Genomic DNA, 23953 nt, shown 5'->3' with positions numbered 1-23953 from the left:
TCCTCACAGGCCTGCGTGGGCGGCAATGGCAGCGGCGATGGCCAGGGCCAGTTCGCCCGGCTTGCGTTTGATCGAGTAGTGCAGCAGCTCCGGGTGGTTATCGACGAAGCTGGTGTTGAACTGGCCGCTGCGGAAATCCGGGTTGGCCAGGATCTGCTGGTAGTAGGTGGCGGTGGTCTTCACGCCCTGCACACGCATGTCGTCCAGTGCACGCGAGCCACGCGCCAGCGCCTCTTCCCAGGTCAGCGCCCAGACCACCAGCTTCAGGCACATGGAGTCGTAATACGGCGGGATGGTGTAGCCGGTGTAGATCGCCGTGTCGGTGCGCACGCCGGGGCCGCCGGGGGCGTAGTAGCGGGTGATCTTGCCGAAGCACGGCAGGAAGTTGTTGCGCGGGTCCTCGGCGTTGATGCGGAACTGCAGCGCGTAGCCGCGGTACTGGATGTCTTCCTGCTTGACCGACAGCGGCTGGCCGGAGGCGATGCGGATCTGCTCGCGCACGATGTCGATGCCGGTGATTTCCTCGGTGATGGTGTGTTCCACCTGCACGCGGGTGTTCATCTCCATGAAGTACACCTCGCCATCGGCGAGCAGGAACTCCACGGTGCCGGCGTTCTCGTAGCCCACCGCCTTGGCCGCCTTCACCGCCAGATCGCCGATGTAGGCGCGCTGCTCCGGGGTCAGCTGCGGGCTGGGCGCGATCTCGATGAGTTTCTGGTTGCGCCGCTGGATCGAGCAGTCGCGCTCGAACAGGTGCACGGTGTTGCCGAAGGAGTCGGCCAGCACCTGCGCCTCGATATGCTTGGGCTCGACGATGCATTTCTCGAGGAACACCTCGGCACTGCCGAAGGCCTTGGTCGCCTCGGAAATGACGCGCGGGTAGGCCGCTTCCAGCTCGGCGCGCGTGTTGCAGCGACGGATACCGCGGCCGCCCCCGCCGGAGGTGGCCTTGAGCATCACCGGGTAGCCGATGCGCTCAGCTTCGCGCAGCGCCTCGGCGAGGTCGGCGACGTTGCCTTCGGTGCCTGGCGTGACCGGCACGCCAGCCTTGATCATGCTGCGCCGCGCTTCGGTCTTGTCGCCCATGCGGCGGATGACCTCGGCGCTCGGACCGACGAAGCGGATGCCACGCTCGGCGCAGATTTCCGCCAGTTCGGCATTCTCGGAGAGGAAGCCGTAGCCCGGATGCAGGGCATCGCAGCCGGTTTCCACCGCCAGGTTCACCAGCTTGCGCGGGTTCAGGTAGCCGGCCAGCGGGTCTTCGCCGATGAAATGCGCCTCGTCGGCGCGCTTGACGTGCAGCGCATGGCGGTCGGCCTCGGAGAACACCGCCACCGAGCGGACGCCCATTTCGGCACAGGCACGCACGATGCGCACCGCAATTTCCCCGCGGTTGGCGATCAGCAGCTTCTTGATCACGCTGTCTTCCTCGGATCGATGAGCAGGCGACCCGCACGCAGGACGGGTCGGGAAGTGCCCGCCTCGGCGAGCGTTTTTTACCCTACGCCTCGCTTATCGATTACCGAAAATAAATAATTGTTTGCTTATGGATAAGTGAAAACTTATACATGCGTGCAGATACCGGTATTACCGGGCTGCGGCGCGCTTAGCTGACCGCTTGAACAGTAAAAATTCGTTATCTGCCAGGCGCCCGTGGCGCCGGAGAACCCTCATGCGAAAGTCCCTGATGCGCATGACGCTGCGCCAGCTTCAGGTGTTCGGCGCCGTCTGCGAAAGTCGCTCATACAGCCGCGCGGCTGAGGAAATGGCGCTGACCCAGCCGGCGGTGAGTCTGCAGATTCGCCAGCTGGAGGAGCTGGTCGGCCAGCCGCTGTTCGAGTACGTCGGCAAGAAACTCTACCTGACCGAGGCCGCCGAGGCGCTCAAGCGCGCCAGCAGCGACATCTTCGCCCGCCTCGACAGCCTCGACATGCAGCTGACCGACCTGCAGGGCTCGCTGCAGGGCCAGCTCAACCTGGCGGTGGAATCCAGCGCCAAGTACTTCGTGCCGCACCTGTTCGCCGCGTTTCGTCGCCAGCACCCGGACGTCAGCCTGCAACTGAGCGTGGTCAACCGTGCGCAGGTGATCAAGCGCCTGTCGGACAACCGCGACGATCTGGTGATCATGTCGCTGATGCCCTCGGAAGTCGCGCTGGAGTTCCTGCCGTTCCTCAACAACCCGATCGTCGCCGTGGCGCCGCCGGAACATCCGCTGTGTCAGGCCAGCCGGCTGTCGTTGCAGGACCTGGCGGCCTATCCGCTGCTGGTGCGCGAACCCGGCTCGGGCACGCGCAAGGCCTGCGAGGAATACTTCCAGCAAAAGCGCGCGCACTTCGCGCAGACGGTGCAGATCGCCTCGCTCGATGCGCTGCGCGAAGCGGTGATCGCCGGCCTCGGCGTGGCGCTGCTGCCGCGCCATGCGGTTACGCTGGAACTGGCCCACGGCCTGCTGCGCGAGCTGCCGGTGGACGAGCTACCGCTCTACCGCAGCTGGTGCGTCGCGCATGCCCGCGGCAAACGCCTGAGCCCGGTGGCCCAGGCATTCTTCGCCTTCATCCGTGATCAGCGCGCGCAGGTCAGTGCGCTGGCCGCGCGCTTCGGCGGTTCTCAGCCCAAGCCCGCTGTGCAGTGAGTGCGGCAGGCTCGGCGAACGGGTCCAGCAGCGCGTGCAGACGGCGCTCCTCGGCGTAACTCTCGATGGCGCGACGGAACTGCATGCGCCGCACGTCCTGCTCCTTGCGGCGGGCCTTGGCGTCGGACGGCGGAAGGTCGGTATACGGGTACATGGGGCGGTCTCCCAGGACGGGTATCGGGAAACCCAGCATCGGACCGCCAGATGACGCCTTGAAGACAGCTCGTTGAACGAGCGATGAACGCGCCCGTTCAGTCGTCGTGCTTCACCGACTTGGGCGACAGCCGCAGGCTGCGCAGGCTGCGCTTGACGCTCTTGAGGTGGTTGACCAGGCTCGGTCCGCGCGCCATCGCCACGCCCATCGCCAACACGTCGATCACCACCAGATGGGCGATGCGGGAGGTCAGCGGCGTGTAGATCTCGGTGTCTTCCTGCACGTCGATGGCCAGGTTGATGGTCGCCAGCTCGGCCAGCGGCGTCTGGCTCGGGCACAGGGTGATCAGCGTGGCGCCGGATTCGCGCACCACGTTGGCGGTGATCAGCAGGTCCTTGGAGCGCCCCGACTGCGAGATGCAGATCGCCACGTCGGTGGGTTTGAGCGTCACCGCCGACATCGCCTGCATGTGCGGGTCGGAATAGGCCGCCGCCGACAGCAGCAGACGGAAGAACTTGTGCTGGGCATCGGTGGCCACCGCGCCGGACGCGCCGAAACCGTAGAACTCCACCCGCTCGGCCTTGGCGCAGGCCTCGATGGCGCGCTCCAGCGCCTGCGGATCGAGGCGCTCGCGCACCTCCATCAGGGTGTGCAGGGTGGTATCGAAAATCTTCAGACTGACATCCATCACCGAGTCGTTCTCGCTGATGGCGAACTGGCCGAAGCTGGCGCCGGCGGCCAGGCTTTGCGCCAGTTTCAGCTTGAGGTCCTGAAAGCCCTGGCAGCCGATGGCGCGGCAGAAACGCACGATGGTCGGCTCGCTGACACCTACCGCATGGGCCAGATCGGCCATCGAACTGTGCATCACCGAGGCCGGATCGAGCAGGACGTGGTCGGCCACCTTCAGTTCCGACTTCCTCAACAGGCTTCTCGATTGGGCGATGTGTTGCAGCAGATTCACGTGGCGGACTCGCTTATGCTCGCGTCCGATGGCCTGGGCGCCGCAGCGCCGCTCGACCATCAGCGGGTTGTAGTGGGGCGGTAGTTATACTACAAGCCTCGCCGTGACGCCCCTTTTTTGGCCTCCAGGAGTGCTCCCGTGTCGATTTCCTGTGACATGCTCGTGTTCGGCGGAACCGGCGACCTGACCCTGCACAAACTGCTGCCGGCGCTCTACCACTTGCACCGCGACGGTCGCCTGCACAGCGACGTGCGGATTCTCGCGCTGGCGCGCAAGAAGCTCAACCGCGCCGGCTACCTGGCGCTAGCCGAACGCCACTGCCGGGCGCAGGTCGCGCGCGGCGATTTCAGCGTCGACACCTGGCAGGCCTTCGCCCAGCGGCTGGACTATTTCGCCATGGACGCCAGCCAGCGCGGCGAATTCGTCCGCCTGGCGCATCACCTGGGCAGCGGTGACAGGCGCGTGCGGGTCTACTACCTGGCCACCGCGCCGGACCTGTTCGAGCCCATCGCCAGCCATCTGGAAAGCGCCGGACTGGCCGGGGAAAACGCGCGCATCGTGTTGGAGAAACCCATCGGCCACTCGCTGGAATCGGCGCGCGCGATCAATGCGGCGATCGGCGCGGTGTTCGCCGAGTCGCGCATCTACCGGATCGACCACTACCTGGGCAAGGAAACCGTGCAGAACCTCATGGCGCTGCGCTTCGCCAACGCGCTGTTCGAGCCGATCTGGCGCGCCGGGCATATCGATCATGTGCAGATCACCGTGGCCGAAACGCTCGGCGTGGAGAACCGCGGCGGCTACTACGACCACGCCGGCGCGATGCGCGACATGCTGCAGAACCACCTGCTGCAACTGCTCTGCCTGGTGGCGATGGAGGCGCCGGTGCGCTTCGACGCCGAGTCGGTGCGCAACGAGAAGGTCAAGGTGCTGCAGGCGCTCAAGCCGATCACCGGCATGGACGTGCTGGACAAGACCGTGCGCGGCCAGTACGGCGCCGGCCAGATCGGCGGCCACGACGTGCCGGCTTACTACTTCGAGCCCAGCATCGACAATGACAGCGACACCGAAACCTTCGTCGCCGTGCAGACCGAGATCGACAACTGGCGCTGGGCCGGCGTGCCGTTCTACCTGCGCACCGGCAAGCGCATGGCGCGCAAGCGCTCGGAGATCATCATCACCTTCAAGCCGGTGCCGCACCTGCTGTTCAAGAAGGGCGAAGCCAACCGCCTGGTGATCCGCCTGCAGCCCGAGGAATGCATCGGCCTGCAGCTGATGGCCAAGGCGCCGGGCAAGGGCATGCAGCTCGAACCGGTGGAGCTGGATCTGAACCTGGCGCACGCCTTCAGCAGCAGCCGCCGCTGGGATGCCTACGAGCGCCTGCTGCTCGACGTGATCGAAGGCGATTCCACGCTGTTCATGCGGCGCGACGAGGTGGAAGCCGCCTGGCAGTGGGTCGATCCGATCCTGCGCGGCTGGCAGGGCCATTACCGCAAGCCGCGCCCCTACCCCGCCGGCAGCGACGGCCCGGAACAGGCCCACCAGCTCATCGAACGCCAGGGTCGCGGCTGGTCGCATTGAGGCGTTCCGCGCGCACTGGGTGAACTGCGTGCAGTGCGCGCGATGGAATCACGCGACACTGCGCGGCATATATGGCCGATATGCCGCCAGATGAGTCGCATGAACTTCCGGCACCCTACGTCACATCACACAAGATCAACTTTCCGGCAACGCGCCAGTTGAAGGCGCTCGTCCGCCAGCGAACCACGCAAGTTCACCCAACAGTTGGTCCGCGATATTCAACCGCATGTCATGCCATATCGGCCAGATAGTTCTGCGGAAACTTTCCACTGTTCTCGAGACTGACAGCGCGGCAATGAAATCCGCCGCAAAGCCAGGTATGACGAGGGCTGCAGCCTACCTTTGCGCCATTCGCATGGAACTTTGCGCGACCACCAAGTTCAACTTCCGCATCGACCTCAGTATCTCGCTCGAATTGGCACCGTGAAACACATTGAATCACCTTCGGCAACTTGCCGTTATCCGTGGATATTCTACGAGTTCATCTCCGCTGACTCGCGGCCAATATCGGCGCAGCGGGTTGAGATAATCTTTTCAATGTGTTTACCCTGAAAAAGGACAGTATCAACCGAAAGGAGTTGTTTTGAGTTTTGCCACCGTAATGCTCCGTCGTCCAACCGACAGCGACGGTTACAACCTCCATCAGCTGGTGGCGCGCTGCCAGCCCCTCGATAGGAACTCGGTCTACTGCAACCTGCTGCAGTGCTCCGACTTCGCCGACACCGCCATCGCCGCCGAAACCGCCGACGGCCGCCTGGTCGGCTTCATCTCCGGTTATCGCCCGCCCTCACGGCCGGACACGCTGTTCGTCTGGCAGGTCGCCGTCGACGCCTCGATGCGTGGCCAGGGGCTGGCCCTGCGCATGCTGCTGGCCTTGACCGCCCGCGTCGCTGGCGAACACGGCGTACGTTTCATGGAAACCACCATCTCGCCGGACAACGCGGCGTCGCAGGCGCTGTTCAAGCGCGCCTTCGACCGCCTCGACGCCAATTGCACGACACGCACGCTGTTCGCCCGCGACGTGCATTTCGCCGGACAGCACGAGGACGAGGTGCTCTACCGCGCCGGTCCGTTCACCGTTTCCCACCTAGAAGAAGAGCTCAAGGAGCACGTATGAACACCTTTGAACTGAACGAATCCCAGGTTCGCAGCTACTGCCGTTCCTTCCCCGTGGTCTTCGACAAGGCCCAGGGCGCCGAACTGGTCACCCACGACGGCAAGCGTTACATCGACTTCCTCGCCGGTGCCGGCACGCTCAATTACGGGCACAACCACCCGGTACTCAAGCAGGCGCTGCTCGACTACATCGAGCGCGACGGCATTACCCATGGCCTGGACATGTACACCGCGGCCAAGGCGCGCTTTCTCGACACCTTCAACCGGCTGATCCTCGAGCCGCGCGGCATGGGCAGCTACCGCATGCAATTCACCGGCCCGACCGGCACCAACGCGGTCGAGGCGGCCTTGAAGCTCGCGCGCAAGGTCACCGGGCGCAACAACATCATCAGCTTCACCAACGGCTTCCACGGCTGCAGCATCGGCGCGCTGGCCGCCACCGGTAACCAGCACCACCGCGGCGGCGCCGGCACCGGCCTCAGCGATGTCAGCCGCATGCCCTACGCCAACTACTTCGGCGACAAAACCAACACCATCGGCATGATGGACAAGCTGCTGTCCGACCCCTCCAGCGGCATCGACAAGCCGGCGGCGGTGATCGTCGAAACGGTGCAGGGCGAAGGCGGTCTGAACGTCGCCTCGGCCGAGTGGATGCGCAAGCTGGAGAAGCTCTGCCGCAAGCACGAGATGCTGCTGATCGTCGATGACATCCAGGCCGGCTGCGGCCGCACCGGCAGCTTCTTCAGCTTCGAGGAAATGGGCATCCAGCCGGATATCGTGACCCTGTCCAAGTCGCTGTCCGGCTACGGCCTGCCGTTCGCCATGGTGCTGCTGCGCCAGGAGCTGGACCAGTGGCAGCCGGGCGAACACAACGGTACCTTCCGCGGCAACAACCACGCCTTCGTCACCGCCGCGGCGGCGCTGCAGCACTTCTGGCAGAACGACGCGTTCGCCAGCGGCGTGAAAGCCAAGGGCAAGCGCATCGCCGACGGCATGCAGCGCATCATCCGCCGCCACGGCCCGGATTCGCTGTTTCTCAAGGGCCGCGGGATGATGCTCGGCATCAGCTGCCCGGATGGCGAGATCGCTGCCGCCGTCTGCCGTCACGCCTTCGACAGCGGTCTGGTGATCGAGACCAGCGGCGCCCACAGCGAAGTGGTCAAGTGTCTCTGCCCGCTGATCATCAGCGACGGGCAGATCGACAAGGCACTTACCATCCTCGACAAGGCGTTCGCCGCCGTGATGAGCGAACAGACCGCGAACCAGGCTTCCTGAGGTATTTCACATGATCGTCAGAACCCTCGCCGAATGCGAAAAGACCGAACGCAAGGTCCACAGCCAGACCGGCACCTGGGACAGCACGCGCATGCTGCTCAAGGATGACAACGTCGGCTTCTCCTTCCACATCACCACCATCTACGCCGGCAGCGAGACGCACATCCACTACCAGAACCACTTCGAGTCGGTGTACTGCATCAGCGGCAATGGCGAGATCGAAACCCTCGCCGACGGCAAGATCTACAAGATCGAGCCGGGCACGCTGTACGTGCTGGACCAGCATGACGAGCACCTGCTGCGAGGCGGCAGCGAGGACATGAAGCTGGCCTGCGTGTTCAACCCGCCCCTCAACGGCCGCGAAGTGCATGACGCCAGCGGCGTCTATCCGCTGGAGGCCGCAACCGTCTGATTCACCGGGGCGGCCAGCATGCCGCCCCGCCACGACAAGAAAGGAGGCAAGCGTGCAGCCTATGCAAGCCGACCTGTATCCCTCGCGCCACGAGAACCAGCCGCGCTGGCAGGACCGTCTGGACCCGGTCGTCTACCGCAGCGACCTGGAGAACGCGCCGATCGCCGCCGAGCTGATCGAACGCTTCGAGCGCGACGGCTACCTGGTCATCCCCCAGCTGTTCAGTGCCGAGGAAGTGGCCCTGTTTCGCGCCGAACTCGAGCGCATGCGCCAGGATCCGGCCGTCGCCGACTCCGGCAAGACCATTCAGGAACCCGACAGCGGCGCGATCCGCTCGGTGTTCGCTATCCACAAGGACAACCCGCTGTTCGCCCGCGTCGCCGCCGATGAGCGCATCGCCGGCATCGCCCGCTTCATTCTCGGTGGCGACGTCTACGTGCATCAGTCGCGAATGAACTTCAAACCGGGCTTCAGCGGCAAGGAGTTCTACTGGCATTCGGATTTCGAAACCTGGCACATCGAGGACGGCATGCCGCGTATGCGCTGCCTGTCCTGCTCGATCCTGCTGACCGACAACGAGCCGCACAACGGCCCGCTGATGCTGATGCCCGGTTCGCACCGCCACTATGTGCGCTGCGTCGGCGCCACGCCGGAAAACCACTACGAGAAATCCCTGCGCAAGCAGGAGATCGGCGTGCCCGACCAGAACAGCCTGAGCGAGCTGGCCAGCCGTTTCGGCATCGACTGCGCCACCGGCCCCGCCGGCAGCGTGGTGTTCTTCGACTGCAACACCATGCACGGCTCCAATGGCAATATCACCCCGAGTGCGCGGAGCAATCTGTTCTACGTCTACAACCATGTGGATAATGCCGTGCTGGCTCCGTTCTGCGCGCAGAAGCCGCGCCCGGCGTTCGTCGCCGAGCGTGAGACATTCAAGCCGCTCGACATTCAGCCGCAACAGTATCCTTGAGGCGTTCGGGTGCGTCTGATGACGACCCGACCTCGGCCGTGCCACACGGCCGGGGGATGAATCCATTTCCAGCTCGTTGACCGCCGGCGCTTCCGCGCGCGGCCTGCCAGCGGCCTGCCAGATGCGGACGTAATAAATAGATGCATACCGTGGAAAAGATCGGCGGCACGTCGATGAGCCGCTTCGACGAACTGCTCGACAACATCTTCATCGGCTCGCGCCAGGGTGACGCGCTGTACCAGCGTGTGTTCGTCGTCTCGGCCTACAGTGGCATGACCAATCTGCTGCTGGAGCACAAGAAGACCGGCGAGCCGGGCGTCTATCAACGCTTCGCCGAAGCCCACAACGACGAAGCCTGGCGCGAAGCGCTGGAGACCGTGCGCCAGCGCATGCTGGAGAAGAACGCCGAGCTGTTCACCGGCACGCCCGAACTGCAGGCCGCCGATCGCTTCGTCAACGAGCGCATCAACGACGCCCGCGACTGCATGGACAGCCTGCACAAGCTATGCAGCTACGGCCATTTCCAGCTCAGCGAGAACCTGATGAAGGTGCGCGAAATGCTCGCCTCGCTCGGCGAGGCGCACAGCGCGTTCAACAGCGTGCTGGCGCTGCGGCAGCGCGACATCAACGCGCGGCTGGTCGACCTCAGCGGCTGGCAGCTGGACAAGCCGCTGCCGTTCGAGACGATGATCGCGCAGAGCTTCGCCGACCTCGATCTCAGCCGCGAGCTGATCATCGCCACCGGCTACGCGCATTGCGCCGAGGGCCTGATGAACACCTTCGACCGCGGCTACAGCGAGATCACCTTCGCCCAGATCGCCGCCGCCACCGGCGCGCGCGAGGCGATCATCCACAAGGAGTTCCACCTCTCCAGCGCCGACCCGAATCTGGTCGGCGTCGACAAGGTGGTCACCATCGGCCGCACCAACTACGACGTCGCCGACCAGCTGTCGAACCTCGGCATGGAGGCGATCCACCCGCGTGCCGCGCGCACGCTGCGCCGCGCCGGCATCGAGCTGCGCATCAAGAATGCCTTCGAGCCCGAGCACGGCGGCACGCTGATCAGCCAGGACTACTGCAGCGCGCGGCCCTGCGTGGAAATCATCGCCGGACGCAAGGACGTCTTCGGCATCGAGGTGTTCGACCAGGAAATGCTCGGCGACCCCGAACACGACATCGAGATCAGCAAGCTGCTCAAGCAGCTCAAGCTGTACGTGATCAACAAGGGCTGCGACGCCAACAGCATCACCTACTACGTCAGCGGCTCGCGCAAGGCGATCAACCGCGCCGCGCGGCTGATCGAGGAGCGCTTCCCGGCGGCCGAGGTGACCATGCACAACGTCGCCGTGGTGTCGGCGATCGGCTCCAACCTCAAGGTCAAGGGCATCCTCGCACGCACCGCCACCGCGCTGGCCGAGGCCGGCATCAGTATCCAGGCGCTGCACCAGTCGATCCGCCAGGTGGAGATGCAGTGCGTGGTCAATGAGGAGGACTACGCCGCCGCTATCGCCGCGCTGCACCGCGCGCTGATCGAGCCGGAGAACCATGGCGATGTGATCGCCGCCGCCTGAGCCGTGCAGGTGGTCGAAACGCCGGGCACGCCCCGGCGTTTTGCTGTCTGGCCTTTGCTATCGGCGCATGACCCCGATCAATACCGCCGGCACAGGGCGGGACGACCATGGAAACAGGCGGCAGGTCACGGTTCGCGTAGACCGTAGCGCCTGTCCACCCGCTCCCCCATGCAGCAGGAGTTGCCATGTTCCCCGAATACCGCGATTTGATCACCCGCCTGAAGGCGGAGAACCGGACGTTCGCCCGCCTGTTCGACGAGCACAACGAGCTGGACCAGCGCGTCAAGAACATCGAGGCGCGCATCATCCCCGGCACCGACAGCGAAGTCGAAGCCCTAAAGAAGGAAAAACTGCAGCTCAAGGACCGCCTCTACGAGATGCTCAAGGAGGCATCGCCTACCTGAGGCCAGCGGGCGTTCCGCCAGACGGGGCGCCCTGCACGACCGCCGATCCGCCCATTGGCCGCGCACGCCGGGCACGAGCGCAGTAGAATGCCGCGCTTCGATGCCCCTGCGAGTCCCGCCCCCATGAGTACCACCCGCCGTACCGAGCTGCTGTCACCCGCCGGCACGCTGAAATCCATGCGCTACGCCTTCGCCTACGGCGCCGACGCGGTCTACGCGGGGCAGCCACGCTACAGCCTGCGCGTGCGCAACAACGAATTCGACCACGCCAACCTCAAGCTGGGCATCGACGAGGCCCATGCGCTGGGCAAGCAGTTCTACGTGGTGGTCAACATCGCCCCGCACAACGCCAAGCTGAAGACCTTCATCAGGGATCTGGAGCCGGTGGTGGCGATGGGCCCGGACGCGCTGATCATGTCCGACCCGGGGCTGATCATGCTGGTGCGCCAGCATTTCCCGCAGCAGACCATCCACCTCTCGGTGCAGGCGAACGCGGTGAACTGGGCCACGGTGAAGTTCTGGGAAAGCCAGGGCGTCAGCCGGGTGATTCTCTCGCGCGAACTGTCGCTGGAGGAGATCGGCGAGATCCGCGAACAGGTGCCGGGCATGGAGCTGGAAGTCTTCGTTCACGGCGCGCTGTGCATGGCCTACTCCGGCCGCTGCCTGCTGTCGGGCTACATCAACAAGCGCGACCCCAACCAGGGCACCTGCACCAACGCCTGCCGCTGGGAATACAAGACCCACGAGGCCAAGGAGGATGAACTGGGCAACTCGGTCCACCTCTACGAGCCCATCGCCGTGCAGCAGGTCGAGGCACAGGACAACCCGACCCTGGGTGTCGGCGCGCCGACCGACAAGGTATTCCTGCTCGAAGACGTCTCGCGCCCCGGCGAATTCATGGAGGCCACCGAGGACGAGCACGGCACCTACATCATGAATTCCAAGGATCTGCGCGCCGTGCAGCACGTCGAGCGGCTGGTGCAGATGGGCGTGCACTCGCTGAAGATCGAGGGCCGCACCAAGAGCCACTACTACGTGGCGCGCACCGCTCAGGTCTACCGCAAAGCCATCGACGACGCCCTGACCGGCCGGCCGTTCGACAGGTCGCTGATGGACACGCTGGAATCGCTGGCCCACCGCGGCTACACCGAGGGTTTCCTGCGCCGCCACGTGCACGACGAATACCAGAACTACGAGCGCGGCTTCTCGCTCTCCGAACGCCAGCAGTTCGTCGGCGAACTGACCGGCGAACGCCGCAACGGCCTGGCCGAGGTGAAAGTGAAGAACCGTTTCGCCGTCGGCGACCGGCTGGAGCTGATGACCCCGCAGGGCAACCTCAACCTGCGCCTGGAGCGGCTGGAAAACAGCCGGGGCGAAGCCATCGACGTGGCGCCGGGCGACGGCCACACCGTCTACCTGCCCGTGCCGGAAGGCGTGGCGCTGCAATACGCCCTGCTGATGCGCGAACTGGAGAGCGGCACGACGAGAGGGTAAGTCGGCACGTACTGCCATCGGCAGGCGAACCGATAATTCCGGCCCCGTGTTCGGCGCGCCCGGTTTCCGCGAGCGCGCCGGCAGTCGACCAACCGCGTCGGGCCGCTAGGCGTAGCTGGGTGTCGTTTTAGTAACGACTCCCGCCAGCTTCTGCGCCGCCTGGTGCTCTTTCAGGGTCTGCCACTGGGCGAACAGTTCGCCCACGTCCGCCCGCCCGGCAAATTCACCCAGGACGCTGCGCGGCGTAACCACCCGCGCGGCCTGAGCCAGCAGACGCTGCTGCGCTCGCGACAAAGCCTGTTCCTGCTCGTTGCGAAGCTGCTCGCCTTTCTGCAGCGCGTCGGCGTAGATGGCGCGCAGCTCCAGATCGCTCTTGCCATAGAAGCGCATGTCGCCGCTGCGCCGGACCTTCCAGCGGAACTCGTTGAAGGAGCGCGGCTGCCAACTCTCGAGGAGCTGCCGGACATCCTTCACCTGGGCGTGGATATCGCGAACTTCACTGTCGGTGAACAATGCGCCCTGGCGTTTCTCGACGCTGTCATGCCAGCGCAGCAGCGTCGTCAAGGCTGCGCGGGCGTAGCCGCTATCGCTCGAGTGATGCGCGCCGGACAGCGGAACACGCTCTGGCATATCCCCGTCGAGGGCGATCTCTCCCATGTAGCGCGCACAGGTCTGCTCGTCGATCAGCGCACAGCCCGGCTGCCAGAGAATGGCTGCCTCGCTTCCGCCGCCCAGCTTGCGCGGCATGAAGTGCCGCTGCTCACCATGATGCTCGTACGGATCGCCGTGCAGGTTCACCAATCCCGCGAGCAACAGCACGATGCCGGCCACCGGCGAACTGAACAGTAGCGCGGTACCGGGCAGCGCCAGCTTCCACTCGGCATCCATCCAAGGCAGCGGCAAGGCCGGGATGGGATCGTCGTGATTGACGATGCGATGGTGGGTCAGCGCTTGAGCTGCCTGGACGAACGCACGGTCGCCGGCGCGAGGTGCGCCGTAGGTATAGAGCTGAACGTCGTCGGACCACTTTCGACGAAGCCATTCCGCCAGCAGCAGCGCGATAGCACCACCGAGGCTGTGGCCGCAGACGATGAGCGTGTGTTCGGCGGTGTAGAACGCTTCCAGATAGCGCTCGACAAAAGGCTTCACCGCGAGGAAGCCGCCATGGAAGCCGCGGTGGGCTTGGCCTATGCCCTCATAGGGCACCTGGCGCGCGTCCAGATCACGTCCCGTGTCGGCGAGCATCTCTTGGGTGCCGCGCACCGAAATCAGCACGATCTTGTCGTTGTGGGTGATGAATGCCTGGGTACTGGAATCCTTGTCGTAGAGAAAGTGCACGTCCTCAGGGTTCTTCCAGCCCTCCTCCGCCTCCGTCACATAGCGCTCGGGATCGTACGGCATGATTTCCAGGCGCTTGGAATAAGGCACCTCCTCACAGAGCAAATGGTATGGCCCGGCGGCGTTAAATTGTGTTGGCTTAACCAGGCGTCCCAACTGATTCTGCAACACATGACCGATGCTGCCGGGAGACGTGTAGGGTGGCGGCGACGATTCATAACGCTCGAACGATCCCGGCTCCTTGCTGAACGGCGCGTAGACAAAGGCGCTCATCACCGCCAAGTGATAGGCGTTCAACGCACAGAAGTCCTTATCCCTAGAAAACAGTGGGCTATAGGCGCGCAGGGCTTTGACTTCGAGTACGTAATGCGCGCTTTCTGCCATTAACACGATTCCCGGTTGCTCTTCCGGCAAACCGACATTTCGTTTGGGAATGGCTGGAGGGCGCGGCTGCCATGTCTTGTCTGCCTCGGGTAGATGGCCAGCAGCCTTAGCGAAATCCCTAACTTCGACTCGAAAAAAACGAGCTTTCTCTTGTGATGCACGCGCTTCCGCTAGATAGGTTTTTCCGTCTGTACGACGCGGCCCAGAAGGCACCTGTTCAGCCGCTACTTGCAGAGCAGTTAAGGGGAGCGTGAATTTTTCCCGGCGGGAGATAGCCGCATACCAATAGTCGCTACCCACATAGCTATCCAATAGCTGTAATACGATCAGGCCGCAAGGGAGCTGTTCTACGCGGGCATATCCGTCACTATCCAACGCACCCGTGTATCGCTGTCCGAGGCTATCTTGCAATTGGTAAGCAAGGCCGGCAAAAGGTAGGCCACTCCCATGTTCATCTACTAAACGAAAGCTGACCCACTCGCGGCGAAGTGGACAATTAAGCCTGGAAGAACTAAGAGAAGCATTCATCCCTGAATCACTCAATGCAATTTGGGTAAACGGCGCATTCACGACCGTTCATCATAAACGTGCGAAACTGCGGCGGGTCCATACAAAGCTCTTCAAAGCTCGTCCCCCAACGCCCAGTACAGGGCTTCCAACCGCGCATAGTCTTTAGCCAATACCCCCTCATATACGGTTTTTCTTCCTTGCTTACGTCAAAATTTAACCGTACGTTTTTTTGTGCAAGCTGATTGGATACGAGATGACCTCCTGCCCCCTTGCAACTCAAAAGCTTGCTAATCTCGCCTTGTCGCGATTTCGCCTTACTTAGCTGAAACAACCACAAACATTTCGCAGTTTTGGTAAACGACCCGTTTGCCTGGAAGGCCGAAGCGCCTTGCGGAAGTTTATCGACTATGACCAATCCCCCGTTGTCATAGGTTTGCTGCCACTCTTTTTCGCCATAACGTCCGTTTATGGTCAGTTTCACTTTTGCCAGTTGCATTTCGCATAAGCCGGAACGGTAATTGACCGGAATCTTGAAACGATATTGATGCGGAGCGCTTTCATAATCCGTCTTGAATGTCTTGCTTTGGCTGCGGCCATTGCATGAATCGGCGGCGTCATATTCCGCTTGCGCCTTGAGCGAGAAATCGGCCGGTAACTCCCCTTCAAAAATGAAGGATTCACCGCCGAACGAACCCAGTGCACTGCAGGCGCTCAGGGAGAGTCCCAGCAGCAAGGGTGAGAGCACATGAATGCGGGATGCCTTGAGGTAATGATTCATAACTGTTGATCCCGAGCAGTAGAAGTGGCGTGCAGCATCTGGCTGAGCCTGGCGAAATGCATTTCAGGCGATTCCCGTTCTTCGGGAATCCAGGCGGGATGGTTCGCGAGTTCCGGGTCGAGCTGGTAACGCAGCAGGAACTGTAGGTGTTCCAGCGACCGCCATCCCCAGACTTCGGCCTTATCCAGCTGCTCACTCAGCCAATCGCTGAGAACGCGAGTTTCGGCGAGGCGCGCGGTGGCCGCCGCATGGTTCTGCCACAGCCAAAGCGTCAGGTTATGACGATGGATCTCCTGCACGACCCTGTCCGGTTCGGGCAGGGCCAACCAGGCGGCTTCGAACGGTGCAGCGTACTGTCCCGGGCGCGGGTTATCGAAACACCGCCAGTGCTCACCATCCCAGCACAGGGCGCTCGCCAGAGGCCCCAGCAGCAACGGTTGCTGGTGCGCTGCAAGCTCGGCAAGGTGACGGGCGATGACCCGGTTGTCCTGGAATCGGTACAGCGAGCGCTGTCCCTGATCATCTACCTGCATACGTTCGCGCCAATGCTGCGCGAGGACAGGCAGCTCGACGCGGTCGGCGCTGGCCAACCAGCCCCAGTTGCGTTCGGGCGCATCGAGCAACGGCTGGATCCGCGCGATTTCGAACTCGCTCAAGGCAACCAGCCACGGACCGATATCCGCCAGGTCGGCAAACTCGGTTGCATGGTAGAGATTGACGTAATCGTGCATCAGGTCGCGGGCAAACAGCTCCTGAACGGGATTGGGTTCGGCCAGGCTGTCGATAACGAGTAGCAGCTGTCGCTGTTGCGCCCGCTGGTCATCGAGCCACTGGTACAGGGGCTCGTTCATGCGCTCGGCCCCGTGTCGCAGACGCCGTCTCTGCAGGCTTCGCAGATCGGGCAGCGGCTGGCGCCGATCTGCCGCGCCTTGCGTGCCATCATCAGCTGGGTGTTGGCCAGCGCCAGCTTCGGCTTGGCGCCGGCGCGGGCCTTGCCCGCCGCATTGGGCAGGGCGGACGCAAGCACCTTCAGCCCCGAGCCGCTACCGGGTGCGCCACCGGAATTCATTTTGATCGTCGCGCCGCTCACCGTAACGCCACTGGGGTCGAGCTTGAGGAAGCTGCCGCCACCGCTGGCGGTGAGTTCCATCCCGGCGTCGATAACGACCTTGCTGCCGGCGTAGTAGTGGATCTCATCGCCGGCTTCGATGAACTGCCCGCTGCCGATTCGGACGTGCTGGGTGTTGCCGACGATGAGGTGATCGCTGGCTCTGACTTCGGTCTTGCGGTCGCCGTGAGTCGTGCGGTGTTCCTCGGCCCTGAACTCGCTGTAGCTGCTGGCTTCCACGGTATCGTGACGCTCGTGGCCGACGCGGATCTTCTGATCGTGCTCGATGTTCTCGTCCCAGTCGCGCTGGGCGTGGACATAGATCTGCTCGGCGCCCTTGCGGTCTTCGATGCGCAGTTCGTTGTAGCCGCCACCGCCGGGCGAGCTGAGCGTCTTGAACACCGTGCGGGTTTTGTTCGCCGGCAGGTCGTAGGGGACTTGGTGTTCCTTGTGGTACAGGCAGCCGGTCACCAGTGGTTGGTCGGGGTCACCTTCGAGGAAGGTCACCAGCACCTCCATGCCGACCCGCGGAATGGCGATACCGCCGTAGCGGTCGCCGGCCCAGCTGGAGCTGACGCGCAACCAGCAGCTGGTCTTGTCGTCGGCCGCACCGATGCGGTCCCAGTGGAACTGGACCTTCACGCGGCCGTACTCGTCGCAGTGGATCTCTTCGCCCACCGGACCGGTGACCACTGCGATCTGACTGCCGAGAACCTTGGGTTTGGGATGTTCGCGCGGCGGGCGGTAGAAGACATCCCACGGCGTGGCGGCAAAGTGGTTGCGATAGCCCTGATTGAAGTCGGCGTCGCCACTGTCCGCTGTGGCGGTGCTGATCGACTCTTCCAGCACCTGTGGCTGTCGGCCCTGATGGAATACCTCGGTGAGCAGCCAGAGATCGTTCCACGATGGACGCGGATGATCGGTGAGGGCAAGGAAGTGACCGCTGGCCAGATAGGCGTCGCTGGCGCCCTCGGCCAGCTCGTAGTCCGCGCGCAGGCGCTGCAGGCTGCGTTTGGCCAGGTGCTTGCCGCGCTCGCGGGTGGTGAAGCGCCCGGGATAGTCGTAGGCCTCCAGTATCGGCGCGAACTCGCTGCCATGGCCGGCTTCCAACCGCAGTCTGGGCTGCTCGAAGTCGTAATCGCGCAGGCTGGCGTGGCTGCTGCGAGTCTCCAGGCGTACGCCGAAGCGCTTGACGACCGTACGCTCGGCGACCAGCCCGGAATCCTGCTGGTAGGCCAGCGGTGCCAGTTTCGCGAACACCGTCTGATCGTCGCCGAACACCAGAACATGGCCGGATTCGCTGTGCTGGAAGTGAAAGCTGATGCCCTCCTCTTCGCACAGTCGCTGGATAAAGCGCAGATCACTTTCGTCGTACTGCACGCAATAGTCGCGTTCGGGATACGAATGACCGAGCTGGAAGCGATACGCGTCGGCCTGGATGCCGTGGGCTTCCAGCACCTGCGCAATGACTTGTGGCACGCCGAGATGCTGGAAGATGCGCTGGTCGTGGCTGTGCGCCAGGTAGGCCAGCTGCGGGCGCAGGCTAAGGCTATAGCGCGTCAGGCGCTTGCCCGATTCACCCTGGCGGACGCGCTGCAACACCCCGTGCACCCCCTTGCGGGCCGGGCCGAACGCGAGGTACGCCGGGCGATGCAGCAGGGCTTCGAGATCGAGATCGGGGCGCTCGCTGACCACTTCGATGTCGAAGCGGTAGGGCTGGTTGAGTTTCTCGTGGCCTTCGAAACTGAGCACTTGCAGGTCGGTTTCGACGCCGGCAACGGCGAGGGTGATATGCGCTTGATTGGCATCCAGCATGCCTTGGCCTCCATCCTTGAGTCAGGCGAAGGCCGAAGGTTGAACGACCTCGATGCCCGATTCAATGATGGCGGGACGACCGCATGATCGGAATCACGCTTCTTACCGCGCAAAAAACCTCGCGATCTGTGCCGCCGACTAACCCAGCAGTTCGGCGAGCTGGGCCGCCGGCACCGGGCGACTGACGAGATAGCCCTGGATTTCGTCGCAGCGCTGGTCCTTGAGAAAATCCATCTGTGCCTGGGTTTCCACGCCCTCGGCCACCACCTGCAGTTCCAGGTTGTGCGCCATCGCGATGATTGCGCGGACGATCGCCGCGTCCTCGGCCGAATGCTCCAGCTCGCATATAAAGGTGCGGTCGATCTTCACGTAATCCACCGGGAAGCGCTTGAGGTAGCTGAGCGAGGAATAGCCGGTGCCGAAATCGTCGATCGCCAGCTTGATGCCCAGCGCACGCAGCTGCCGGCTGATGTTGATGGCGTTGTCGATGTCATCGAGCAGCTGGCTCTCGGTCAGCTCCAGCTCCAGCATCGACGCCGGCAGCCCGGTTTCTTCCAGCACTTGGCGTACCAGACTGACGAAGTTGCCCTGGCGCAGCTGTTTGACGGACAGGTTCACCGAGATGCGAATGTCCGCCAGGCCGGAGCGCTGCCATTCGCGCGCCTGCCGACAGGCCTCGCGCAGCACGAACTCGCCGAGCGGGATGATCAACCCGGTTTCCTCCGCCAGCGGGATGAACTGCGCAGGGGCCACCAGCCCCTGCTGCGGATGGCGCCAGCGCACCAGCGCCTCGGCGGCCTCCAGGCGGTCGTCGAGCAGGGTCAGCCGCGGCTGATAGAACACCTCCAGCTGCCCTTCTACCAGCGCCTTGCGCAGTTGATTCTCCATCTGCAGGTAATCGATGGTCGCTCGCTGCGCGCGCTCGGTGAAGAACTGCAGCGTGTTGCCGCCCAGATGCTTGGCCTGCTGCATCGCGCGGCTGGCCTGGCGCAGCAGGGTCACGGCGTCGCGGCTGTTGTCCGGCATCAGGCTGACGCCGATGGAGGCACTGATCACCAGCTCCTCCCCTGCGACCGTCACCGGCTTGCGCACCCGCGTCAGCAGGCGGCTGCCCAGATGAGCGAGGCTCGACAGGCTGCCGTAGCCCTCCAGCAGCACGACGAATTCGTCACCGGAGAGCCGTGCGATGGTATCGGCCTCGGCCAGGGTCTGACTGATGCGGCGCGACATCTCGCCAAGCAGGCGATCCGCCGCCTCGTGGCCGAGGCTTTCGTTGAGATTCTTGAAACGATCCAGGTCGATGTACAGCACCGCCAGCGTGCGTCCGCTCTGCTGCGCGCGCAGGCAGGCGGCGTGCAGGCGCTCCTTGAGCAGGCTGCGGTTGGCCAACCCGGTCAGGTTGTCGTAATGCATCAGGTAGCGCAGGCGCTCTTCGGCCTGGCGGCGCACGGTCAGGTCGGAAAGGAAACCGACCACATGGGAGATACCGCCCAGCGCGTCGCGCACCTCGCGCAGCTGGAGCCACTGCGGGTAGACCTCGCCGTTCTTGCGCACCTCCAGCAGCTCGCCCTGCCAGCTGCCGTCGCGCTGCAGGGCCTCGCGCATCGCCGCGTAGCGCCGTTGCGATTCCGCCGAACCGGCCAGCCGTGCGGCACTGCGCCCGAGCAACTCCTCGCGGCTGAAGCCGGACAGCGCGCAGCAGGCATCGTTGATCGCCAGGATGCGGAAGCGCGAATCCATGATCACCATGCCTTCGCCCGCGGCCTCGAACACTGTGGCCGCCAGCCGCTGCTGTTCGGCCTGGCGGCGCAGGTCGCTGATATCGCGACGCGTGCCGAGCATGCGCAGCGCGCGTCCGTCGGCGTCGCGGCTGATCACCCGCCCGCGATCCTCGACCCACAGGTGGCTGCCATCGGCGCGCAACGCGCGGTATTCGACGGCGTACAACTCGGTCTCGCCCTTGAGGTGTGCGATGAGCTTGGCGCGCACGCCGGGCAGATCGTCCGGGTGCAGGTCGGGCAGCGGTCGCCCCTCGGCGTCCGGCCGCTGGCGGGCGTCCAGTTCGAAGGACACCTCCAGGCGCGAGTAATGCACCTTGCCCAGCGCCAGGTCCCAGTCCCACAGGCCCAGCTCGCTGGCCTCCAGCGCCAGACTGAGGCGCGCTTCGCTCTGCCGCAGTTCGTCGGCCACCCGCGCGAGTTCTACGGTGCGCTCGGCGACGCGCTGCTCGAGGCCGTCGTAGGCACGCCGTAGCTGCCGCTCGGCAGCGCGGCGCTGTTCCACTTCGCGCGCCAGTTCGGCATTCAGCTGCTCGGCACGGCGTGCCGCGCTGCCCAGCCGCTCGATCAGCACCAGGCGCTGCACGCGCTGGGTCAGGCCGTCGCCGACCAGCCGACTGATCTGCCAGGCGATCAGGCTGAGGGTCGCCAGCACGATCAGCGCCAGCAGGCCCCAGCCCTGCTGCTGCGGATCAGCAGCGGTGAGCATGTACAGCCCGGCCGGCAACAGGCAGGGTACGGCGAAACTGAGGAACGCCGGCAGGCTGACGCCGTAGGCAACGCTGGCGACCACCACCACCGAGCCGATCAGGCCGTACAGCAGCGCCTGCTGGAGAAAATCGGCCGGCGGTACCAGCGCGACCATCGCATAACTCAAGCTGAGCGCCGAAGTCGCGCTGCCAAGCAGGAAGCATCGATACCACGACGGCGCCGCCTGCTCGCTACCGGAGGCCTGGCTGAAGGCGTTGACGTGCCGCAGCCAGAGCAGGCCGAGCACGACCATCCAGAGGAACCAGGCACCCAGTTCGATACCGCCACGTTCGGACCACAGCAGCAGCACGCACGCCACGCTGGCGACCAGCGAGAGCAGCGCCGGGATGCGCGACCCCCGATACAGCAAGCGAGTGCGTTCGACTCCCTCGTGGCGTATGGGCAGTCTGAGGTCAGCGCTGGTGGCATCGCTGGCAGAGAAGGCGTCTAGGGAGCGAACGGAATCGGTCATGGCTGTTGTTCTTGTAATGATCCCCGAGGTGGTCGACGGCGGTTGGAAGCGACCGATAATGGCATGTTGCCATCGCTAAGACCTATCCGAATTGGCAAATTTGTGACAACCGGAAAGCTGGCTGACCGACGGTAATGCTGTCAATCAGCCATTAGCGCGAAGCCGGACCTCCGCTCGACGCCCGACTGCCGGCCAGGACCGCCGGGCGAGCGCAGCGCGGGCATTTCCCATAGAATGCCGCGATGCATGACGATCTCTCTCTCCTCCTGAACTCCCTCAACGATGCCCAGCGCCAGGCCGTGGCCGCGCCGCTGGGGCGTCAATTGGTGTTGGCCGGCGCCGGCTCGGGCAAGACCCGCGTGCTGGTGCACCGCATCGCCTGGCTGCACCAGGTCGAACGCGCCTCGCTGCACTCGATCCTCTCGGTGACCTTCACCAACAAGGCCGCCGCGGAGATGCGTCAGCGCATCGAGCAGCTGCTGCATGTGAACCCGCAGGGCCTGTGGGTTGGCACCTTCCACGGCCTCGCGCACCGCCTGCTGCGCGCCCACTGGCAGGAAGCGAAGCTGGACCAGAACTTCCAGATTCTCGATTCCGACGACCAGCAACGGCTGGTCAAGCGGGTAATCCGCGAGCTCGGCCTGGACGAGCAGCGCTGGCCGGCGCGCCAGGCGCAGTGGTGGATCAATGCGCAGAAGGACGAGGGCCTGCGCCCGCAGAACATCCAGGCCGGCGGCGACCTGTTCCTCGCCACCCAGTTGAAGATCTACGAGGCCTACGAGCAGGCCTGCGTCCGCGCCGGGGTGATCGACTTCTCCGAGCTGCTGCTGCGTGCCCTCGACCTGTGGCGCAATCATCCGGGCCTGCTGGAGCACTACCAGCGGCGTTTCCGCCACGTGCTGGTGGACGAATTCCAGGACACCAACGCCGTGCAGTACGCCTGGCTGCGCCTCTTGGCCCGCGGCGGCGAGAGCCTGATGGTGGTGGGCGACGATGACCAGTCGATCTACGGCTGGCGCGGCGCGCGGATCGAGAATCTGCAGCAGTTCAGTCAGGATTTCCCCGACGCCGAGACCATCCGTCTGGAGCAGAACTACCGCTCCACCGCCTGCATTCTCAAGGCCGCCAACGCACTGATCGCCAACAACCAGGGCCGCCTGGGCAAAGAGCTGTGGACCGAGGGCTGCGAAGGCGAGCCGATCAGCCTGTACGCCGCCTTCAACGAGCACGACGAAGCGCGCTACGTGGTCGAGAGCATCGAGAAGGCCATCCGCGACGGTCTGAGTCGCAGCGAAATCGCCATCCTCTACCGTTCCAACGCCCAGTCACGGGTGCTGGAAGAGGCGCTGCTGCGCGAGAAGATTCCCTACCGCATCTACGGCGGCCAGCGCTTCTTCGAGCGCGCCGAGATCAAGAACGCCATGGCCTACCTGCGCCTGATCCAGACCCGTCACAACGACGCGGCGCTGGAACGGGTGATCAACCTGCCGGCGCGCGGCATCGGCGAGAAGACCGTCGAGACCCTGCGCCAACTGGCGCGCCAGGAGGAGATCTCGCTGTGGGCGGCGCTGCACCAGGCGGTCGGCACCAAGCTCGTCTCCGGCCGCGCCGCCAGCGCGCTGAACGGCTTCGTCGAACTGATCGACACCCTCGCGCTGAAGGTCGAGGGCATGCAGCTGCACAGCATGGCGCAGCTGGTCATCGAACAGTCCGGCCTGCTCGCCTACCACCGCGACGAGAAGGGCGAGAAGGCCCAGGCGCGGGTGGAGAACCTCGAGGAACTGGTGTCCGCCGCGCGCGCCTTCGACAACTACAGCGAAGAGGACGACGACGTCCAGTCACCGCTGGCAGCCTTTCTCGACCACGCCTCGCTGGAGGCCGGCGAGCAGCAGGCCGGCGACCACGAGGACAGCGTGCAGCTGATGACGCTGCACAGCGCCAAGGGTCTGGAGTTTCCATTGGTGTTCCTGGTCGGCATGGAAGAAGGCCTGTTCCCGCACAAGATGAGCCTGGAGGAGTCCGGCCGCCTGGAAGAGGAACGCCGCCTGGCCTACGTCGGCATCACCCGCGCCATGCAGCAGCTGGTGATCACCTACGCCGAAACGCGCCGGCTGTACGGCAGCGAGACCTACAACAAGGTCTCGCGCTTCGTCCGCGAGATCCCGCCGGCGCTGATTCAGGAAGTGCGGCTGAGCAACACGGTGACGCGCTCGTTCAGCGGCAAGAACATGGGCGGCGGCTCGCTGTTCGACGGTGCCGGCGTGCCGGACACCCCGTTCAACCTCGGCCAGCGCGTGCGCCATGCGCTGTTCGGCGAGGGCACCATCCTCAACTTCGAAGGCTCCGGCGCCCAGGCACGGGTGCAGGTGAATTTCGAGGATGAAGGCAGCAAGTGGCTGATGCTCAGCTACGCCAAGCTCGAAGCGCTCTGAGTCAAGATTTCCACAAGA

Annotated in this window: 18 protein-coding genes; 10 read left to right on the top strand and 8 right to left on the bottom strand. The window is 64.3% G+C overall.

Translation table 11 applies throughout. From position 1 onward, the window contains the following. Positions 1–3: 3 nt before the first annotated feature. On the bottom strand, positions 4–1419 hold the full coding sequence (locus HU825_RS06130; protein ID WP_043298778.1) for an acetyl-CoA carboxylase biotin carboxylase subunit: 1416 nt from the start codon (positions 1417–1419) through the stop codon (positions 4–6). Between the two features lie 268 nt (positions 1420–1687). Here HU825_RS06130 and HU825_RS06125 point away from each other — a divergent pair, with 268 nt between their 5' ends. Beyond that, complete coding sequence (locus tag HU825_RS06125) at positions 1688–2632, top strand: LysR family transcriptional regulator (protein WP_167134693.1); 945 nt, start codon at positions 1688–1690, stop codon at positions 2630–2632. Here HU825_RS06125 and HU825_RS06120 read toward each other — a convergent pair. Both HU825_RS06120 and hexR read right to left on the bottom strand, forming a co-directional pair. Further along, the gene (locus HU825_RS06120; RefSeq protein ID WP_043298776.1) at positions 2577–2786 is read right to left on the bottom strand and encodes a PA3496 family putative envelope integrity protein; all 210 of its coding nucleotides are present in this window, start codon (positions 2784–2786) and stop codon (positions 2577–2579) included. The two genes, HU825_RS06125 and HU825_RS06120, sit on opposite strands and share 56 nt — an antisense overlap. A 97-nt stretch (positions 2787–2883) precedes the next feature. Further along, on the bottom strand, positions 2884–3747 hold the full coding sequence (hexR, locus tag HU825_RS06115) for a transcriptional regulator HexR (protein ID WP_008568600.1): 864 nt from the start codon (positions 3745–3747) through the stop codon (positions 2884–2886). A gap of 156 nt (positions 3748–3903) precedes the next feature. On the opposite strand from hexR, the gene zwf reads away from it, so the two are divergent. From zwf to yegQ, 8 genes are all read left to right on the top strand, one after another. Next, positions 3904–5328 (top strand): glucose-6-phosphate dehydrogenase, encoded by a 1425-nt coding sequence (gene zwf, locus HU825_RS06110; RefSeq protein WP_234303376.1) that lies wholly within the window; start codon positions 3904–3906, stop codon positions 5326–5328. Positions 5329–5929: 601 nt separating this feature from the next. Continuing rightward, positions 5930–6445, top strand: coding sequence for a diaminobutyrate acetyltransferase (gene ectA, locus HU825_RS06105; protein WP_043298772.1), 516 nt, complete (start codon positions 5930–5932; stop codon positions 6443–6445). After that, the gene (ectB, locus tag HU825_RS06100) at positions 6442–7719 is read left to right on the top strand and encodes a diaminobutyrate--2-oxoglutarate transaminase (protein WP_234303130.1); all 1278 of its coding nucleotides are present in this window, start codon (positions 6442–6444) and stop codon (positions 7717–7719) included. Before ectA ends, ectB begins: the two co-directional genes overlap by 4 nt. A 10-nt stretch (positions 7720–7729) precedes the next feature. Beyond that, positions 7730–8131, top strand: coding sequence for an ectoine synthase (locus tag HU825_RS06095; protein ID WP_043298767.1), 402 nt, complete (start codon positions 7730–7732; stop codon positions 8129–8131). A 61-nt stretch (positions 8132–8192) separates the two neighbouring features. Next, a complete protein-coding gene (thpD, locus tag HU825_RS06090) occupies positions 8193–9101 on the top strand; it encodes an ectoine hydroxylase (protein ID WP_102829164.1) in 909 nt (302 codons plus the stop codon). Between the two features lie 140 nt (positions 9102–9241). Continuing rightward, a complete protein-coding gene (locus tag HU825_RS06085; RefSeq protein ID WP_234303129.1) occupies positions 9242–10672 on the top strand; it encodes an aspartate kinase in 1431 nt (476 codons plus the stop codon). 185 nt (positions 10673–10857) lie between these two features. After that, positions 10858–11076 (top strand): HP1242/YdcH family protein, encoded by a 219-nt coding sequence (locus HU825_RS06080; RefSeq protein WP_043298762.1) that lies wholly within the window; start codon positions 10858–10860, stop codon positions 11074–11076. Between the two features lie 123 nt (positions 11077–11199). Then, entirely contained in the window at positions 11200–12570 is a 1371-nt protein-coding gene (yegQ, locus tag HU825_RS06075; RefSeq protein ID WP_234303128.1) for a prephenate-dependent tRNA uridine(34) hydroxylase TrhP, read from the top strand. A gap of 105 nt (positions 12571–12675) precedes the next feature. Here yegQ and HU825_RS06070 read toward each other — a convergent pair whose 3' ends face one another. The 5 genes from HU825_RS06070 to HU825_RS06050 all read right to left on the bottom strand — a co-directional run bounded on the left by HU825_RS06070 (position 12676) and on the right by HU825_RS06050 (position 21503). Continuing rightward, on the bottom strand, positions 12676–14862 hold the full coding sequence (locus HU825_RS06070; RefSeq protein WP_234303127.1) for a lipase family protein: 2187 nt from the start codon (positions 14860–14862) through the stop codon (positions 12676–12678). Beyond that, positions 14828–15580: a hypothetical protein gene (locus HU825_RS06065; RefSeq protein WP_081973359.1), complete on the bottom strand. Its 753-nt coding sequence runs from the start codon at positions 15578–15580 to the stop codon at positions 14828–14830. The genes HU825_RS06070 and HU825_RS06065 overlap by 35 nt, the downstream gene beginning before the upstream one ends. Beyond that, positions 15577–16431 carry a DUF4123 domain-containing protein gene (locus tag HU825_RS06060; protein ID WP_234303126.1) on the bottom strand — a complete coding sequence of 285 codons (855 nt, stop codon included), beginning with the start codon at positions 16429–16431 and terminating at the stop codon, positions 15577–15579. The genes HU825_RS06065 and HU825_RS06060 overlap by 4 nt, the downstream gene beginning before the upstream one ends. Then, positions 16428–18503: a type VI secretion system Vgr family protein gene (locus tag HU825_RS06055; RefSeq protein ID WP_234303125.1), complete on the bottom strand. Its 2076-nt coding sequence runs from the start codon at positions 18501–18503 to the stop codon at positions 16428–16430. The genes HU825_RS06060 and HU825_RS06055 overlap by 4 nt, the downstream gene beginning before the upstream one ends. A gap of 138 nt (positions 18504–18641) precedes the next feature. Then, complete coding sequence (locus HU825_RS06050) at positions 18642–21503, bottom strand: putative bifunctional diguanylate cyclase/phosphodiesterase (protein WP_234303124.1); 2862 nt, start codon at positions 21501–21503, stop codon at positions 18642–18644. Between the two features lie 242 nt (positions 21504–21745). On the opposite strand from HU825_RS06050, the gene uvrD reads away from it, so the two are divergent. Beyond that, positions 21746–23935 carry a DNA helicase II gene (gene uvrD / locus HU825_RS06045; protein WP_138300832.1) on the top strand — a complete coding sequence of 730 codons (2190 nt, stop codon included), beginning with the start codon at positions 21746–21748 and terminating at the stop codon, positions 23933–23935. Positions 23936–23953 lie beyond the last annotated feature (18 nt).

Origin of the sequence: Pseudomonas phenolilytica (assembly GCF_021432765.1) — a bacterium.
GTDB classification, from domain to species: domain Bacteria; phylum Pseudomonadota; class Gammaproteobacteria; order Pseudomonadales; family Pseudomonadaceae; genus Stutzerimonas; species Stutzerimonas phenolilytica.
The sequence above is the reverse complement of the archived record's forward strand: the minus strand, read 5'-3'. Positions and strand labels throughout refer to the sequence as shown.